Consider the following 19,615-nt stretch of genomic DNA (forward strand, 5'->3'; position numbering starts at 1 on the left):
ACAATTACGCTTCCTAAATTGTTCTAAAATTGCTTTGAGTTGTCTCTTTGGAAGACATGTGAACGCTAGACCCCTGTTGTAATGCCCTCTCTAATGGCTCTTTTAGTCTGGTATCTGCATTAGGGTGTTGTTTTAAATATTCTCGGGCCAAACTATTTAAATCCATATCGTGAGGATTTTCTTTAAGAGCCTTGGCCAATTCATTGACTTTTTCAATTCGCATATGGTTGGTAAATTGCTTATACTCTTTTTTCACTGCGTCCATATCCGCTTTAGTTAGTTTATCAAAACCGCCTACTTCTTTGGCTTTTAAACATAGCATGATGCCTTCAATGTTGGAACGCGAATTGGCTATAGTACAATTATCCTGCTTCTGTCCTTTTTGTTGGATATGATGAATTGGGTCTTTATTGCCTGAGGCCGCTTTAATTTGTGACGTAATTTCATTATGAGAAGTACCTTTAGAGTGCCCATTCATCATGTTATTGATAAATTGAGGAGTGATCGTACTGACCTCATCAACTCGGAATATATGGGTCCCATAATTGTTTGGGTTTGCTCCAAGACCTCGATTAGTATAGACCAAATAACCTGATTTGGAACCAGGACCGTCTGGTACATACGATAATCCCATCGCATGACCTGCGCAGCTTACTGGAATGGTAGTGAGCTTGCCATTTTGGATTCGCTCAGCCAGATCGTGACCAGCTTCAGGGTTTCTTTGTGGAGTGCTGAACTTAAATGCGGATGCCTTATTTGAAAATTGGTATGCGTCAGCAATTTCCTGAAAATTTTTCTTATCCGGATGGGCTCTGGCAAAATGACTAACCGAATCAGTCATCAGTTGGTAGGTTGGTGCTATATGGCCAAATTGGGAGTTAGTCCCATCGGCACTAGTCATTTTTATACCTAGAACCAGGCCAAAATTTTTGACAGGATGGAGCATTTCTTTGGCAGGTGGAGGGGGAGGAAAGCCAAATTCCTTAGCCGCTTTACTGTCCAGGGCAATCTCAAACACCGCTTTTTCCACAGGCCCTACTTTTGCCCCATTATTTAATAAGTGTCTTGCTAAAAAAAAGTCTTGTTTTTGCAATGCCAATTGTAATGGGCTTTGTCCATTCTCATTGACTGCTTGATTAAGTGCAGTTTCTATGTTTTTGTAACCGCTCTCTTGGACAATTTTGCTTAATTGCTCTTTGAATAATCCGGCTTCAAATTTTGAAGCCATAAGCTCACTTAACAAGCGGAAGAATAGCTCGCTATCCGCTTTGGCTTTATTGAGCATCTCCATTTGTAAGGACATTTTTTTCCGTAGTTCTTCAATTTGAGAATGTTCTTTTATAGATTCATTTATTGACTCATTAAATTTTTTTAATATATCTAACGCGCCATTGAGTTTGATAGATCTATCTATGTCAGGTGTATTTAGAGGGGCTGTCGGAGGCGTTAGCATAAACTATCTCTTTAAAGATGAGTATGTATAAAATTATACATAAAACAAAATAATTACACAATAAGTTCATGTAAAAATCATGATTTGCCTATTTAGGGTGTGTTGACAATTGCTCCTCACCCTAAAATTATATGAATTAATAGCATCAATCCTTATTATAGAATAGTTTTGAACCCAAATAGTATGACTTTGCCCTGACTCTTATTTTAAGATTTTAATTGTAAATGGATTTCATTGTAATAGATTTATTTCATTTTATGAAAGTTTTGACCCTAACGCGGTATTATATATTATAAGCATTTTGCTTTTTTGAGTTACAATGTGAAATTTTATTATTGAAGAGATAAGCCAATTGGCCTAATTTTTTTGGAGGCATCAATGAACAAGGACCTGAAGGGTACTCATCAGACAATGGCAGAGTGGTCAGAACTTGGGCAGGTTTCAAATTATGATAATCACTATAATCCTAAGCGATTATATCCTATTCCAGGGCCCCAAAACGTCAGGAAATCAATTTGGATCCTGATGCCATAATTTTCCATGGATTTGACAGTTGGAATCATTATGAGGTTTCCTGGCTCAATTCTAAAGGAAAGCCTGTGGTTGCCATGGCGGCTATTTCATATGATTGTCATTCTCCCTGTATTATTGAATCCAAGTCGTTAAAATTATATTTTAACTCGTTCAATAATACTCAATTCGCTAATGCTGAAGTGGTTGCTGAGACTATTAGGAAAGATTTAAGCGGCTGTATTGATGCAGATGTTTTTGTCGCGATTACTCCGCTAACAGAAATAAAAAATAATACTATGCGCACCTCATTTACAGGGGTTTGTCTTGATGAACTTGATGTAGAATGTTCTGTCTATCAAGTAAATCCAAGCTTTCTGTCGACATCACCCGAAGTGGTTGAAGAAGTGCTATATTCTGATTTGCTCAAGTCAAATTGCTTAGTCACAAATCAACCGGATTGGGGGAGTGTGCAAATTACATATCGAGGTAAAAAGATAAACCATGAGGGACTATTAAAATACTTGGTTTCTTTCCGTAATCATAATGAATTTCATGAACAATGTATTGAACGAATATTTGCTGATATTATGCGGCTTTGTCAACCTGAGTCGTTAACTGTATATGGGCGATATACAAGAAGAGGAGGGCTTGACATAAATCCTTTGAGGTCAACGGAGCCTTGTGTTTTGGATGAGCAAAACATCCGTTTAATACGTCAATAAAATAACTTTAACGTGAAGCACAGGGCAAGGATTTATCTCAGGATGATGACATTTTGTTTATATTTTAGATAGAGTATGATTTTGCCCTGAATGCATCGCAATTTTATTGTCTTAATGTTAAGATTGCCGCGAAATTTATACCCATCCAGATTTAATTCTTGCTTTGGTCATGATTTAAAACTTGGTTTACTTAGAACTCTTAAATTAAAAGCTTATCCGTTATTTATATAAATTATGTGTTATGGAGGATACATTGCTATATGAAAACACGTTATAAATTCCTTGCAGGAATTGCATTACAGCTTTTTGCAACGTTTGGTTATCCCGGTAGTTCAGGGCCTATTGAAAATGATGATCCTTTTAGGGTTTTCATTCCCAATCTAAAACCGGGCTATGAGTTCTCTGCTACGGCTTTTTATCTTCAACCTGGTGCAAACAATTTAGGTTGGGGTGTGATTACTACAGTACTTCCAATACCTTCCCCAAATTGGCAAGTCGTTACGTTCAATCCTAATTATCAAGCTGGTTTTAACTTGGGTGGTCGTTATGTGTTTGCTGACTCTGGGAGTGATGTGCAGTTCAATTGGTCGCATTTACGCACTAACGATACGAACAATGTATTTGTTAACCCCACATCGCAATGGATCTCTCCTTTTTCTCAAACAGGTACTCCGCCCACTCCTTCTGGGCAAATTACTGGAGTGGCATTATTAAAACTTGCTCATTCGAGCCTTAGCTTTAATTATGATGCAGTCAACCTAGACATAGGGAAATTTGTAAATTTTGGTTCTAAACTACAAACAAGACTGTTTACAGGATTAGGCAGCGCTTGGATTGAAGAAGAATTGATATCCACTTTTCGGGGATTTTCCCTTCCTATATTATCATTGAATAATACCTCTACTTATAAAGGGGTTGGTCCTAGGTTGGGATTCCACAATAGCTACAATATCAAGAATGGGTTTAATTTAGTGGGGCAACTTGCTGGAGCAGTTTTATATGGCAGAATGCAACCAGCTCAATATCAGTTTACAGGAACTTCAGAGCAATTAATTATCGCTAGAATTTTTGTAAATCGTGAAGGGCTTGCCAATCCTAGTGTGAATCAACTGGTACCTGCTCTTGATGCCAAACTTGGCCTAAGCTATCTTTATGCATTAAAACAAGGTTATGAATTGAATTTTGAAGCGGGGTATATGGGGGCTTTATATTTTAATCCTCTATCCAGCTATGAAACCAATACCAATGTTATTGCTTTGGATACAGGTTCTTTGTCTACATCAAGTGCGAAACACACACAGAGTGATTTCTCTATTGGGGGACCTTATATTACAGTAAGTTTAAGAACATAAAGTCCCTTATTCAATAAGTTGGGACGCTCAGCTAAGAACTATTGGAATTATTGGTATTTATATAATTTATCTACTATGCTTTATACACTTATTTCATAAGCTTTATAAGGTTGTACTAGTTGTTATGTAAGAGGTCTAATAAAAGTGTGTACCTAATCAGGAAGTTAGTTGTTTAAATGGGTTTCTCTTAAAAACTAAATAAAAGGAGCATTTTATGTCGCAAGGTACATTTGGGGAGTTTTGTTGGAATGAACTAGCTACTGCAGATGTTAACAAAGCGAAAGATTTTTATGGTAAAGTCTTTGGCTGGCAATTCAATGACATTGAATCAAAGGACATGACTTATACCATTATTAAGTGTAAAGATAAAGAAATGGCTGGAATATGGCAAATTCCTAAAGATCAACAAAGCCAAATTCCTCCCCACTGGATGGCTTATATTTATGTTAAGGATGTTTCTGAATCCTTAAATAAAGCAAAACAGCACGGTGCTCAGGAAGTGAAAGGAGTAACTCAAGTAGGAGAGATGGGACGTTTTGCTATCATAGTTGATCCTACTGGCGCCCATATCGCTTTATGGGAATCTTCTGGCCAAATGTGATCAATAAACGGTTATAATTTATTGCTTTAAATCAAAATAATTCAGTTCGATATAAGCAAAACCTCCGATTTTGGTTATATCGAACGTTCAGTAGTGATTCCCTATATCCTTTAAATGATGAAGCATTTTGGTCTTATAGTGAACCGTCGTCTTTAAAAAGGGTTAAAATGAATATCTTGATCGCCATTAGTTTTTGCTGGTTTGTTTGGAGCAGTCGCTAAGATTTTCTCTAATCCCCCATGTCGCTTAACAATGGTTCCTAATCGGCCATCCAAAAGGGCATTTCTCTCTGATGAGCTTAATCTGCATTGTTCATGACACTGCGGGTCAAGGATTTTATGGAGTTTGCCAGCAGCACAGAGTTTGATTTCACGAGCTTTGCTATTGAAATGATCAGTTCCCAGAATTAAATCCTGGATAAAATAAACCACTGCCATGAGTCCTAAAAAATTATAATGATAACCCCATTCATTTCTTCTTTCGCTCATGTATTGGGTTAACTCATTCAGAATAGGGTGAGGGGTGTTTATTTTCTCTTGACTTGGAGGAAAAAAACTGTTTTGTGGTAAGGGTATGTGTTGATCTGATTGTTCCTTTTTTTTGCGAGAATTCAATTCGTTTTTAATAAATGATTCTGTTTTCGGGCATGGTGAGTAACCTTGATATGCAATTTGTTCAAAAATTCTATTACATGTTTCATAAAGTTTTTTATAATTGTGTTGAGTGTCTTCCTCGTTTGAGCTTAAGTATTTAGAAGCAGCTCGAAATAATGTTAAGCTGGAGATGTATTTAAGGTCATCTGGAGAACCGCCCATCAGATGATATAATGGAATGGTTTTTAATTTTTTTTCAGTAAGTTGGAGTAAATTATAGTAACGATTGAAAAGTACAGGGTCTTTTAAATAATCACAAGCTTCATTTAAATCTGCAATTCCATATAGCTTAGACGAATTGCTTCTGCCGAGACTTTTTAGTTGAGGGAAAATATACCAAATCCAATGACTTTTTTTTCCCCCATTTTCTATTTCATCAAATGCTTTTTGATAACCCTCTGTTTTGTCTTCTTGAGCTTGGTGAAAATGTTGAAATTTTTTATTCTTGGGCATAAATTCAGTCTCTTAATTAGTTTTAATCGTGATTATTGAATGATAGCTTACCCATTCTTTATTTAGCGCCTGCGGCTTATTCTCAGTATTCCTGAATTCTGAGCAAATACAATAATAGTTCATTATTAAACTAATTATAGTTGACAATTGCTTCATATCGCCTATGTACCCCTAAAATTGGTTTGTGATATTATTTTTTATCAGCTGTAATAGTTAGTTCATAGCGCATGACAATTGCAATTCTGCAGCGGATAGAGTGTCTTGATCGACAGCTTTTATCTTTGGTAAGGGAGTTGCTTTTGTGAACTGAGACGTGGTTTCCAATTTCGAGGCAACATCGATTGTTAGGGAAGAGCCATTAGATACCTCATTCGTGTTGGCTGATAATAAATCTTTCATATATTTGGCATGGCTGGAGTCGGCTAAATTAGAGCCTAATTGTTGATCGTAAATATTTAGCGCTTCATCTAAAATATTTTCTTCGTGCAAGGCTGTCATCTGAGCTTTTAATTGAGACTCTTCCATTCCTGCGATTTCCTCAGCTGTCCATTTCATTAAACCAATAACGGCCAAGAGAGCTCCAAATCCTGTTATAATAGGTATCATAATCGGGGGAGCAGTAACGGCCCCGATTACTGTAAGTAATGCTAATACTGAAAATAAAGTTCCTGCTCCTGCGATAGCAAAGGTACTATAGCTTATGGCAATATCAGCATTAGCTTTCAAATTATCTTTTTCTATTTTATCAAGAGAGGGCGTGATTTTTTCTATATTGGTATCTGTTTTGGTTATTTCCTTTTGTAAAGATTTAATTTCCTCCGAGAGTAGCTTTTTTTCTTTGCCATCAGCAGTGATCGAATTAAACAAAGAAATTTTATCGACAAGTTTTTTTAGTTGCTTTTTGCGTTCTTTATAGAGTTGGTTAAGTTTAGATACGGTATTATTCTCGTTTTGTCCTGTAGTGATGCCTTTTTTCTTAAGTACGGTATGGATGAATTGTAATTCCTCATTCAACTGATCTTTCTTGGCGTGAGTTAGAGTAGTTTTTTCAAGTTCATGTTCGAGCTCAATGGCGCGAATCTCAAATAAATTATTATATTGAATCCCATCAGGCTCTATGCGGTTAGCCACCAATTCTGTAAATTCCTTTTTTATTTTGTAGGAATTGGCTAATCGATATTTTTCAGCATTTTTCCAAAAAAATTTATGCCTTCGACAATTGTTATTACAGAAGCGACTATTGTCCCAATAATTGCAGCTGCTACGGTACCAAGAGTTAGAGCGATAACAGAAAGAGTGACTAAAGTAGCTATTAAAAGAGAGGATATTATTTTTTCAGTAACAGATTTTTCAGGATCACTTATAATCGAGATCGATTTGGCAAGAACAGCTAAAAATTGAAGTACTCCACCAATAATTGGGATTCCTCGATATGAGGATAGGAGTGCAGAAAGTATATTAAAAAATTTGCTAATTCCTATTGTTATTGATGTGGCGGTAGAGATTCCTTCCTGAATTTTTTCCTTTAGTGTTTTAACGGGCAAGGTTTGAGCTTGAATTTTCTTTTTAAGTTGTAACATCTTGTTGGATAATATCGGTGAATCCTCACAATTATTGGCCATAAAAAGATCCTTGAATCTATTAAAACAACTATATGGATAATTTCGATCCACTATTTTACCCGGTAAATTTACTTTATGGAAGATTGATGATTAAAATTTATACATGATTTTGATGAGCAAATGTGTATCGGTATCTATACTAAATAATTCACAACAGTGTTTTAAAATAAACAGTGTATTTAGTCTGCCAGTGTGAGGAATGTGCTTGGCATGGAGTAATAGAAAAAGAGATAACTTTTTTACCCTCTAGATAATTATTTTGACTAAATAATAACCCAAATTCAGCACTACTCTCTATTAGGGGAGACAGCAGGAAGTCTGATTTTGCCATATTGGAAATGAGCCTGTATTGTTTAGAGCTGCCATTTTTAAGCTCGAAATTAGCTTGGAGTTGATCTGGTTTAAAGAGTGCTGTTGCTAACAATCCCCAAATAGTTGGTTGAATATCTATTTCAACAAAGAGCGGCTTGTTCGTATCGGGGATTTTAACCTGCTCTCCCAATGTGTGGGTTTCAATTCCTAATAACTTTAAAAGAACGGCCGATTTATTTCCTGATTTTTTTCTTAAGAATAAAAAATCTTTTTCCCAGTGTACTGGTTGGTAATGGTTAATTAGTGCAATCCAACTTTTCCCATCCTCCATAGAGGGGATTCTATTGTCAATCGGTTCCACTTTAAAAATGATGTTGTCAGGTTTATTAGTACTCAGCAGGTAACTCCGATTTCTTTCTGCCATCTCGGGAGTAAACACAGAATAACTCTGAAATACTGGTCTTGGTGACCATTTCATGCCAGAGGCAATTAATGAGGTTTGATTGTAAGAATAGATATCAGTGGTTCCAGGTAGTTCTGGGAAGGCGTCTCGTTCTTTTAAGTAGTTCATGGTTAATGCAAAATTTTCTTGTAACCAGTTTTTATTTTGAATTCTGTTTTTAAGGCCATAGTAGGCTGCGGTATAAGTGGACATGAAATTGTCTTGCAGTGAAATTTTAGTATAGTGTCCGTTAATATAGCTTGCTGTATATATTGATAGAACCAGTAAGGGTAGTATCATCTTGGAGGAATATAAATACGGCAATAAAATAGAAGCGATCAAAATGGATGTGCCTGCAATAAAGGCATGGCCAAAATGTCTTGTAAAACCAGTTTTATAAGACAAGAAAAGAAAAATAAAGAAAATACAAAATAGAAATACTTTAGAAAGAGAAGAAAACTGTTTTTGTACGACTATTGATAAAAGAATAAGAGAAGCAGCAATCCAAAAGAATATTAGCTCTTTGTTGTTGCCTTCAGTTGCCATAGCTTCAGTAAAACCACAGGCTAATAAGAACGTGCTTTCTAGGTAACTGGGTAGATAAGTCACAGATTGGCCGCAAACCACCCAAAAAAACAACATGGAACACAAAGGCGAGACTAGGCAGATCAACGCCAAAATGCGTTGTTTATAGAGGCTTACAACTAAGGAGCATAAGAGGGTCGTAATAATACATAATATTAGGAGTGAGCCTTGATTAGCGGAAGAAGGCCGAGAGGGGTAAAAAGCAAAGCAAATAATAGGGATGAATAGTTATCAGCTGCTTTTTGGCTAAGCACCTCTTTATGGATGAGCAAACCAACAATTAATGGATAAGAAAAAAATAAAGAATCGCGAGCGTAAATCATACCAAAAAGAAGTATTGCTAAAGCAATGCTCCATCGCCACTTAATGTCTCGCATTAAAAGAATAATAGTTATCCAGTAGAACACGGCCAAATACAAGCTTCCGCCGATCATCATGAAATCGGTAGCAGGGTGGTATGATTTTGTATAAATGGATGAATAGGGCCTAACGTAAAAAGTATGTCTTTCCCAAAAGCCAAGCCTTGAGCAATGGCTTGATTTAACCCAACAGCCCAGGAGGCATCTAGCCCAGGAGCAGGCATTTTAGGGGAAAAAGGAACAAAGACAGCGATAACTACAATGAGCAAAACAAATTTTAACACCCAGTTTATTATGTGATGAATTATTCCTAAATTGGTATGAAATGGTGATTTCTCAATGGGTGTTTGCGTCCTGGTCATTTTTATAGGTGATATTTGGTCAATCGCTTATAGTAGCATTTCCAGCTCCAGGATTAGTAATTACTTTGCATAAAATATTTTGTATTAAAGCAGTGTGGCTTGGTCAGTTTGCCAGATGAAGGTAATCTGATTTGTACCATACCGCACTCGTCGGTTCTATAGAAAGATATTCCTAATGCGTTCATGCTGTGCAACGTTTTGGCATGTGGGAAGTGAAAGCGATTATCAAATCCTAATGAAGCAACAGCGTAAAGTGGGTTTACTTCAAGCAAAAATCGGTAAGAAGAAGAGGTATTGCTGCCATGATGAGGAACAATTAAAACTTCAGAGGCCAGTTGGCTGCCGTAGGTTTTTATTAAATATTCTTCGGCCATCTTTTCAATATCTCCTGTTAACAAAATTTTGCCCGCAGAATTACTGGCTTGTAATACACATGAATTATTATTTTTTTTAGAGAAAGATTCCCTGATGGGTAAAAAACGGAACTCAATGCCGTCCCATTGCCATTGAGGTATAAATGGCAATTCGTTCCATGCGGGTAGTCGCGGGGCTCATTAACGATTAATTGTTTACTTCTCATTTCAGTTTCAATAGAGTTTAATCCTCCTCGGTGATCTCTATCTGGATGACTTATTACGATTTTATCAATAGTTTTGATTCCTAACGTTTTTAAAAAGGGCAATATCACCATTTTTCCTAAATCACTGCCTTGAAAATAAGAATCTCCTGTGTCGTAAAGTAAAATATGATGCTGCGTTTGTAAGGTGATAGCCAACCCTTGACCAACATCTAAAACACTAATTAATAATTCTCCTTGTCGAATTACGGGTCTGGGTGGAAATAGAGGAATGATCATCCAAAGGATGGCTAAATGTTTGAATGGTTTGACTGGTAATAAGACGACCAGTAAGAGGCTTCCCATCATAGCAAGCATCATTGCAACGGAAGTGATGGACCAGGTTATATTAACTCCTGCCAGCAGCTCAGTCCAGACTAGCCCTTGAAAGAGGAGGTCTACAAGCCAAGCTAAAGGTTTCATTAAAAGCCATGACCAATTAAATGGACTGATTATCAGTGTTATTAAGGCTAAGGGTACTATCAGGAATCCCACTAAAGGAATAGCAAATAAATTAGCAACAAAACCATTAAGTGAACCATAAGAGTACCAATAGAGAGTTAAAGGCATAAGCCCAACGAGGCAGCTTAATTGTAAAGCTATCTTCTTTTTGTATTGTTTCAGTTGCCAACGCTGATGAGTTAATAATAAACAGGCAACGGCAAGAAAGGAAAAGTAAAAACCTTGCATAAATACGGCATGAGGTTCGATGCACAAGACGGTAAACAACGCGTATCGCCATATTTGCCAGGGGGTGAAACGTTGTTTTCCAATCCAATAGATAGTGTAAAAAAAGCAGCCAATTAGGGCTCTTTGCACAGGAGGCTCGAATCCGCCAAAAAGGCATAAGGAAAAGCGGCTAATAATCCACCGATACTCGCAATGGTATTCGCTGGCAAGAATAGACAACATCGAGCGCTCTTAGACCAAATCCATCTTAGAAGCGCAAAAAAAACTCCTGAAATCAATGCGATATGCTCTCCAGATATACCAAATAAATGTATTGTTCCTGTTCTTCGAAATAAATTCCAATTTTCCTGGCTGATATGATGGGGCAAATTGAGGGTTAAGGCTTCTACAACACCGGCTGTTTCTATATTAGGCGCTAGTCTTGTCAAACGCATCCCCAGGTTTTCACGTAAAACTAACCAGTGAAATGAAGAAGAGGCGGCGTTGATTAGTCTATTTTCCCCAGAACGGATATAGCCTGTCCAATGAATATGGCGTGCTGCTAATGAGTTAACATAATTAAAACTTCCAGGATTTAAAAAGTTACGAGGCTTCTTTAATTTAACAACTAATTTCCAGCGTTGACCAGTATGCAATGGGGGTGGATTATTATACCAGTTTAATTGGATCAGGCCTTGGCAGGAATGTCATTTATTTTTTCAACTGCAAAATGCAATTGGATTTTATTTGCGCGTTGTATAGGGATAGAGGCGATTGTTCCTTCTACTCTTGCTAGGGCGATTACTTGGGTATTAGGCATACCTTTTGGAGATACCAGCCATTGGTGAATGGCAGCAATTCCGCATCCAGCAATGAAAAAAAGGATTATCGGATATCGAAGCGTTATATAAAAAAATAACGCGAGAACAAGGAACAGATAACTATTATGAGTATATATGTACAGTATTCCCATTAAAAAGCAAAAAATTTCCATTTAAAAATAAAGTTGGACTTCCATTGTTGGCAAAATGTACTAGAAACGATTTCTTTATGCAAAGAAATTTTTGAAAATAATTAAGGGTTCCAGCATTCTGTTTGAGCTGCTGAAGAGGAATCTACCGCTGTTTTTACATTGGCTTGGTTAATTGACATGCTGGCGCATTTTGTATCTTTGGCTTGAGTCCCAACTGGTGTTGCCGTTAAGGTATAAGTAGTAGCTGAAAGATTTGAAATGTTAATCGTATAATATCCTTGAGGGGAATTTTGGGGGAAAGAGGGTAAGGCACCACAAGCAGCAGCATAAGAAAAATTCTGGGAATAACAACGTTCCAAAATGATTTGATCCTGAGTTAGAGTACTATGAGCATCGGCACGGCGTGATTTTTGAATGTATTGCACGTAGGAGGGATAAGCAATTGAGACCAGAATTCCCATAATGACCAATGAAACCAAAAGTTCTACCAAGGTAAATCCTGTGGTGTTTTTATTAATAAGCATTGACATTCCCCTACTGTATTTGCCACCAACCTATTTTTCTTGGTGACGTGTTGGGTGCAATAATAGTTTTTTGCGATCCGTCAGATTGAGTGACAAGAATCACCAGATTATTATCTTTATTGGGTCCTAAAATAGTCGGTGAATTCGCATAATTGTTGGAGAGATCAATACCTACTGGATAGCTGCCATTATATTGATCGGCCACATCAAAGCCACCATCACCATTAATATCAAATCGAGCATATTGAAATGCGCCTCCATTTAAGAAATTAAGTTCCAGGAGCGTCGATGAAAATCCAAATCCGCACGAATTCAGTGGGGGCGTGTTTAAAGTTGCAATAAATGCTCCATTAATTAGTTCTGGAGTGGTTACTAATCTTTGTCCTGCAATAGGCAGATCGGCAAACCACCCCACTTTATTACTCCAATTTATGGTATTTGCCGTCGCTGTAATGATATTTGTGGATAAACCTGAAGTCGCTGAATTAACTAGAGTTAAAGTTTGCTGTTGGAGATTGTTACGAACATAGGTTGTTGAGGAGAATGGTTTATCCCAAACTCCATAAATAGTTTGAGTTTGAGTAGTGGCCAAGTCGGCTGTTGTGAGGAGCTGTCCAGTACCAAAGAGAACAAAAAGGCCTTGATTACGCGGATAATTTGGATTTAAGGTTACTAATGGGGGAGTCGTTATAGGTTGAGGTGTGCCGTTTGAGTCTCTTGCCTGAAATAATACTCGAGCGCTCCAGTTGGCAGGATCATTAGAAGAAACATCAATAGCCCAGAGATTCCCTTGCAGATCACCAGCATAGACTACTGTAATAGGATTAGCTTGTAAACCATCTTTTTGAGCCAAAGTAACTGTTGATAATCCCTGAGGCAAATTCGCATCGCAAGCTGAGGGTACCGCGGCGCAGAGATCTATTTTTCTTATTAATGCTCCAGTTTGAGGATTAACTGCATAAAATACTGAGGTATTGTTAGTGCTGTTATATCCATTGCCAAAAAAGACAGCAAAATTTAATGGGGATGAATTGGCGGCACCTATCCGCCCTATTTGTGGTTTGCTGTAAGTGAGACCTAAATCAGTATCAGTAAATTCCCACAAAACAGCATTTGCTACTAAGGATTCAGTACTCAGGTTTGTTGGATTTGTAATGTCCAAAGCATAAATACTATCACCACCCGCATTTTCTCCTCCAACTAGAATGGTATGCCATGAACCATCAGCAAACTGCACATCAGCGCTTTCTGGGGAACCATTGACGAAAAATAAATGATTTTGGTTATACAGGGTCGAGGTCAGTAGATAGAGATTATTAAAGACAGCATTGGGAATAAATGCAAAAAGTTCTGCACCAGTGGTGGCATTGAAAGCGTGGAGCATTCCATCATTTGCTCCCACATAAAGCACAGGTTGTCGATTGATGTTAGCTTTTACAAAATCAAGGTAACTCGTAGTTAAATAGGGTGCCCGGGGTGCACCGACATAGATCACTTGACTGTCAACGATATCTCCTAACACATGAGAACGATTACGGAATGTCCCCCCATTTCTTTTTTCCAATGCGGCATTCCCACGTAGATACTCCAGTCGTTGTTCTCCTAATTGATCATTAGGTTGTAGTTGTGATTTTTGGGTTGAATTGATATTAGCCCATTGGAAAGGAATACCATCTGCAGCGATAGGATCCCAAGTTGCTATTTTACGGTTTGTTGACCATCCTGTTCCTGATACTAAAGAGTCCAGTTGTGATTGTGCTGACCATATAATAGTATTGGTCGGTTCACCAGTGTCTTCATCGAGTTTTATTGCGGTCAGATTTCCTGTCCAATCCCGATATGGCGTGTCTCTGGTTATAAAATTAGCTTGATATTCCACTGTGCTGCTATCGATTCGAGTGGAGCTGATAGCTGCTGCTGAAGTTGAAAAAGAACCATCTTGAATATTGGATAAAATGCTATTCAAACTATTTACTAATGCTTCCGGATTTGTAGCAGGATAGTAGTCTTCTGAACCTCCTGCTACCGCCATGGCTTTTAGAGTAGCGGCTGCTTGGGGATTAACAGCCGGATCAACACCAGCCCCTAAACCTATGACGAAAGTAGTAACCCCATTGTTTTTTAAAGTAGTTATTTCATTAATTGCATCAGACAAAGCCCGATCATTAGTGCTGTTAAGCGAGCCGTCGGCATTGAAAGTTGCCGTAACACCATAGCCTATTGCTGCAGCACTGCCTAATGGAGGCCAAAATCTTGATTGGAGGTCTTGCGTTGGCAGACCATCTGAAATCAATATGATGTATTGTTTTTGTGGACAGTTGCCGCTGGTTGTTCCGACAGTCTTCATGAAATTCCGGGATCTGCTTAATAGTCCTGCAAGAGGAGATTGGACCGCTGCTGCTTTGATTTCGTTGGTGGACGTAGAGTTAGTTTCTGGGTTCAAGTAAGGTAAAAAGGAATTAATCGCATTTGCAACGCTTGTAGGGGTTGGATTTAATCCAACGCTTGTCATGTTCACCAGCATATTACCGGTGGCATAAGCTTGATTACTATAATAGCCAAAGCCACGTTGCACATACATAACCTGTTGTGAAAAAGGGACAAAGCCGGCATTAGTAGGGGAAGAAGAAAAATTTCCAATAGAAGGACGTGTACTGAGGTAGGAAATGTTTATATTCCCCTGGTTATAGTTGGATATAGTATAGTTAGGAGGATAAGGCTAGATGGTATTGGGCCGTTATAACTAACAAACACCCCAGGAAATCCGCCTGAAGTATAGAATACGTCATTAATAGTAGGATCATCGCTGGAATTGCTAATTTGTATATACTGACTTGAAGACACAACGGCAGCGCCGTATAGATTAGCTAGGGATGAGCAATTGCTCTGAACAGTTGATGATGCTGAGCTGTAATTATAGCAAGGGTTAATGACATATTTGTTACCTGCAATCTGGGTATTAGTGAAGATAAAATTACTACTTTGAGGTGACATATAATACACCCATGTATTATAAACTCTGATGTTGCTTGTGCTGTAGGTTCCCAATGCAAAATCTGTTGTGGGCATGTAATTTTCAATAATGGCTTTGACACCTGCTTTGGCCACATTTAATCGGCTAGGACTGTTATCAATTTTAACCCCTCCTTGCGTTACAGTATAAGGTGCTAACCCATTAGCATCTGGCCCTTGTACTGGCGGAGTGAAACCTGCGGGTACAGTATAATTTACGGGAGAACTTGAATTGTAAAGTGACGTCAATCCACTTGGTAAGGAACCTGAACCAGTCATAATTGCTCCGCTCAGATTACCGTCCATAGACTGAGAGTTTCCTATTAAAATTAATACTTGAGGATGGGTTGGACTAGCTATAATAAGTGGAATTTGGGGAATGGTTAACGGGGCGGCATATAACGATACCGAAGCACATAATAAAATCACTATGGGCACGTGCCAGTATTTTCGATGCTTGATGAATCGCCTAAATCTTAAAACGCCCATAATAATCAAATCCTATTGTTGAATTTGTATAGTACTTTGAATTAGTACTGATGTATTCCCACTGGTTCCTATTGAGCGCGCAGTGACCTGTATACATGACTTGGTGTTTTCATATTTTGTCCTGGCAAAATGACGGATGGCAGTTTTTCAAGAAAGTAACTGGCTTGTGACCTGTGTTTCCTTGAAAACTATTAATTACTGCCGAGCTGCTAGACCAGTTAATCGTTTTCCAAAGAGGCGCTGCATTCTGGTCGAATATATATAATCCATTGTTGCTCCCCAAGAAACTTTGAGGATTGTAAGTACTATTGATAATCCGATTAATTGCTTCGTTAATAGCGCCTTCCGTTTTTTCAAAACTAATTTCTGAATCGGTTGCATTAGTAGCTACTCGAGTTTGAGTAGTGTTTTGTGACACCTGAGCCAGAGCTAAAACGGTCAGCATTATCATAAGTATGAGAGTAGTTATGAGGATATAACCATTTTGTTTAGAATGAGGATTCGATCTTGGTGTGTTCATGATACAGCGTTCCTCAAGTTAATGGTTAATTCAAATACGTGTCTCAGCCTATTATCGTTCGGTACTGTTATCAGTGTATTCAAAACGTTATATTGTGTAGTAGTTAAACTTCCTGAACCCATTTGCCCTGCGATTAAAAATCCCAAGCGAACAGCATAGACTTGCGCCCAATTGGTTACAGCGTTTGCGGATACATAGCGAGTAATCACTCCATTGGCACCGATGCCATATTGAACTTTCATTATTTCCACACCGGGGACTAAGGGTTGCACGGACCAACTGTTCCCAACCAGGGAAGCACGCATCAAGGCGCTTTGTCCTCCTAGGCCTTGACCCACAAAGAATGCCGTTTGTTGAATAGGGACGAATTGGGATCCTATTTGAAAATCAACGGGGAAAGCACTGTTGGCATTCTGCAATGCACCAGTACCGGAATTGTGAGTGATTGTTGCTCCTGACGCTCCAGTAATTTGGAATACCACAGTTTTTCCACAATCAGATACTGCTCCAAACATGCCCGATGTAATAGTCATGCCAGACGTGCTTTGAACTGTAAAGGAACTGCTGCCTGGGTCGATGGTGGTTATTCCTGCTGGGTAACTGTCCGGGGTAGATCCTAAAATTACAAGGACATCACTGCCTTGTTGTACATTGCCTACAAGAGTAGAATCTAATGTAGGAGACCAGTTGCTTGCATTAGTGCTATTGGGAGGGTTACTTTGCGTTATAGTATAGCTTGCTCCGCTTCCATTATAGCCCATGATCAATGTGGGGGTTGTGCTTAATATTCCCAAAGGCCTTGGTCCTCCCGCATTTAAGTTAGAAACTCCCGTGGTAATTGAACCGCAGCCAGCGAATCCAGCGGATCTGATCATAGGAATGAGTAGATTGGTAATCGCATTTTCTATACTTTGAATCAGATCTTGGGAATTGGATGCTTTGTAAAGTTGGCTTTGAGCCAAGTATATTTGTAATACAGAATAAGTGAGTATGAGTCCTACTAATGTTGCTATCATCAATTCTACTAATGAAAATCCTTGTTGTAATCGCTTCCTGATTTTCATATTTGACTCTGCACTCTGAGTTGAACAAAATTAGCAGTCCCCGAAGGAGCGCTGCTTGCCCCTAATTCATTTTGCGCTTTACTATCGTCCCATTGCACAGTGACAGTAATCACGGTGTTTCCTGCGACACCAGAAAGAGCTGAAGTAATAGAACCACTGCCATTAGGTAATTGAGTCACCACTCTGGTAAGCCAATACCATTTATCGTATTGAGCCAGTTGCTCTTGGGTGCATGTGGAGGCATTGCATAAAACAGAAGGGGCGCTCACTGAGGTAGGATACCCATTACTGCCTATATTACTGGCATTATAGCTTCCATTAATTGCAGGTTGACGATTGGCGCGAATTCTATCAAATATGTCATATACAGCCTGTACTGCTTGCAGTTTGGCATAACTGGAGTTGTTAGCTTTGTTGCTTACCATCAGCATGCTGGCAATGCCTAACATGCCAATGGCGAGTATGACTACAGAAATTAATACTTCCAGTAGAGTCATACCTTGGTGTTTTGTTAACGTATGGAAATATATACTTCCTTTGATATTTGTCTTTCTTCGGACTTCCTGCTTTGTTGCGCGGTACAAAGGAGCTCCAATCTTAACTACCATAAAGTATCTCTCCATTAAGGGCAGTTTAACGTACCATTATTCCAAACAGCCTGCCCTGGTGTTGAGCTGGATTGAATAAAACCAGTCACTAAAACCATTGCTGATCGAGCAAAGGCTCCTCCTCGGCTATCACATATCGTGAAGTTACTTTGAGTAGTCGATAAACCGTGAGGATCAAATACAACACTGGATACATTAGAGGTTATTACAGGATCATTTACTGAAGTTTGATGGGTTTTTAAAAGGGTTGCGGTACCAGTCACAGGTTGAGTAACTACTATCCACCCTGAACTCCAATTAGTCCCACAAGACGTTGAGCCTAGTGAGCCTAAAGGGCATACAGCAACATTCAATGCTTGATCAAGTGCTACGCTGCGAGCATAGTTTAATGAGCTGACCAATGAATCAATGTTTGAAGTCAAACGGTTATTTAAAATGATTGTTCTTAGGGAAGGCATAATGAGAGTGAGAAGAATAGCGAAGACAGATAAAGTTACTAACAATTCGACCAATGTAAATGCGGCTATTATTGAAGTAGGAGGACTATTCTTGGCAATTAATTCAATATTGAGATACGGCTTATCTCTCTCATTATATATTATGCTTTTGGCATTTTTAGCTCTAGCGTGTGAAAACAACATATCTTTTTTTACGCAAAATAATAGTAAATTACTGGCGTTAGGTAGAGTGAATTTTTGTGATTCCATTCTCACCTTGTTCAAAGTTCTACCCCTATCGTTTAATTAAACCCATCTCATTGATAATTATAGTGCAGATTTGTCATATATTTATCAGATTAGTTTCGATCAAATTATTTACAATAAGGAGAGGCAAAAGGTTCTCGCCTGCATGGGGTTATCAAAATTGCCTTAGACTGACGCCCAATGAGCATTTTGACCCAATATAGGATGTTGGATAGAGCCTAATGTTGGGTCAGAATGCCCATAGGCGTCAAGGTGTTAAGTCTAAGGCATAATTGATATGTATGGCCGACATATTATTCCCTCTCCCACTTGTGGGAGAGGGCTAGGGAGAGGGTTGGAAAGTTTAATCCCAATCCATAAACGATTCTATGTTTAAACTTGCCTCTTGTTCGAGATTTTTCTTATCGGATGGACCTTTTTTAAAGATCTTATGACAATGATAATTGTCTTTAAAAGTTTTTAAGGCGTTTTCCAGGCTAACAAAAGTATAACCATTTTGTTTATACAAATTAATAATATCTGGCAAAACATAAGCATTGAGTAAATTAGCATGAATCAACAGGATTTGCGCTTGGTCCGAGTTGTGGTGATATTGCGAATGTTCTTCTGCTTTCAAAGTCTGTTGCCAGATAAAATCAAGATAAAAAGGCTTTAACTCATCCAGGTATGCTCGTCTGCCTAACTCAGGAACAGATAATAGGCGTTGGTTGAAGGCAAAGTCTTTACTATCTATAGTAATAGGAGCAACGCGATAGTTATTTTTTTCAAGGTAGCACAGTATCTTATTTTTTTTATTCCCTGTACTCATTGCCAGGTAGGGATATCGAAAGTATTTGGGTTCTGTCAATACAGGTGACAAGATAGAATCAGCTTCTTTTATCTCATGGATGTATTCTCTGGATTTGAGTTTATTTAGGTTGGCGTGAGAAAAAGTATGATTGCCTAAACCAAATCCTGCATCCCGGAATTTATGTAACATGTCCCAATTATCAGGACGTACTTCTTGG

General features: G+C 38.3%; 9 protein-coding genes and 6 pseudogenes. 3 read left to right on the plus strand and 12 right to left on the minus strand.

Features of this window, described 5'->3' with window-relative positions; genetic code table 11:
* Positions 1-13: 13 nt before the first annotated feature.
* Entirely contained in the window at positions 14-1,453 is a 1,440-nt protein-coding gene (gene ankD / locus OK13_RS06615; RefSeq protein ID WP_035889110.1) for a Dot/Icm T4SS effector AnkD/LegA15, read from the minus strand.
* A 378-nt stretch (positions 1,454-1,831) separates the two neighbouring features.
* Between ankD and queF the strand changes: the two are divergent.
* The 3 genes and pseudogenes from queF to OK13_RS06630 all read left to right on the plus strand — a co-directional run bounded on the left by queF (position 1,832) and on the right by OK13_RS06630 (position 4,641).
* Positions 1,832-2,688, plus strand: a pseudogene (gene queF, locus OK13_RS06620) (NADPH-dependent 7-cyano-7-deazaguanine reductase QueF).
* Between the two features lie 260 nt (positions 2,689-2,948).
* Positions 2,949-4,040, plus strand: coding sequence for an Lpg1974 family pore-forming outer membrane protein (locus tag OK13_RS06625; RefSeq protein WP_035889112.1), 1,092 nt, complete (start codon positions 2,949-2,951; stop codon positions 4,038-4,040).
* Between the two features lie 214 nt (positions 4,041-4,254).
* Complete coding sequence (locus OK13_RS06630; RefSeq protein WP_035889114.1) at positions 4,255-4,641, plus strand: VOC family protein; 387 nt, start codon at positions 4,255-4,257, stop codon at positions 4,639-4,641.
* Between the two features lie 152 nt (positions 4,642-4,793).
* Here the strand turns inward: OK13_RS06630 and OK13_RS06635 are convergent, their stop codons facing one another.
* The 11 genes and pseudogenes from OK13_RS06635 to OK13_RS06685 form a co-directional block, all read right to left on the minus strand.
* A complete protein-coding gene (locus OK13_RS06635) occupies positions 4,794-5,747 on the minus strand; it encodes a DUF1810 family protein (RefSeq protein ID WP_035889115.1) in 954 nt (317 codons plus the stop codon).
* Between the two features lie 213 nt (positions 5,748-5,960).
* Positions 5,961-7,369, minus strand: a pseudogene (locus OK13_RS13910) (T4SS effector SidA family protein).
* A 148-nt stretch (positions 7,370-7,517) separates the two neighbouring features.
* A pseudogene (locus OK13_RS06645) lies at positions 7,518-9,429 on the minus strand (hypothetical protein).
* Between the two features lie 53 nt (positions 9,430-9,482).
* Positions 9,483-11,708, minus strand: a pseudogene (locus tag OK13_RS06650) (DNA internalization-related competence protein ComEC/Rec2).
* A gap of 80 nt (positions 11,709-11,788) precedes the next feature.
* Positions 11,789-12,211 (minus strand): type IV pilin protein, encoded by a 423-nt coding sequence (locus tag OK13_RS06655; RefSeq protein ID WP_035889117.1) that lies wholly within the window; start codon positions 12,209-12,211, stop codon positions 11,789-11,791.
* 10 nt (positions 12,212-12,221) lie between these two features.
* A pseudogene (locus OK13_RS06660) lies at positions 12,222-15,712 on the minus strand (pilus assembly protein).
* 12 nt (positions 15,713-15,724) lie between these two features.
* A pseudogene (locus tag OK13_RS06665) lies at positions 15,725-16,232 on the minus strand (pilus assembly PilX family protein).
* A complete protein-coding gene (locus tag OK13_RS06670; RefSeq protein WP_035889118.1) occupies positions 16,229-17,296 on the minus strand; it encodes a PilW family protein in 1,068 nt (355 codons plus the stop codon). The pseudogene OK13_RS06665 and the gene OK13_RS06670 overlap by 4 nt, the downstream one beginning before the upstream one ends.
* Positions 17,293-17,904: a type IV pilus modification protein PilV gene (gene pilV, locus OK13_RS06675; protein WP_081964882.1), complete on the minus strand. Its 612-nt coding sequence runs from the start codon at positions 17,902-17,904 to the stop codon at positions 17,293-17,295. The genes OK13_RS06670 and pilV overlap by 4 nt, the downstream gene beginning before the upstream one ends.
* Positions 17,905-17,918: 14 nt before the next feature.
* Complete coding sequence (locus OK13_RS06680) at positions 17,919-18,626, minus strand: GspH/FimT family pseudopilin (protein ID WP_081964883.1); 708 nt, start codon at positions 18,624-18,626, stop codon at positions 17,919-17,921.
* A 325-nt stretch (positions 18,627-18,951) separates the two neighbouring features.
* Positions 18,952-19,615: polysaccharide deacetylase family protein (locus OK13_RS06685; protein WP_035889131.1), on the minus strand; the 664-nt coding region annotated here is incomplete at its 5' end.

Source organism: Legionella norrlandica, assembly GCF_000770585.1.
GTDB classification, from domain to species: Bacteria; Pseudomonadota; Gammaproteobacteria; order Legionellales; family Legionellaceae; genus Legionella; species Legionella norrlandica.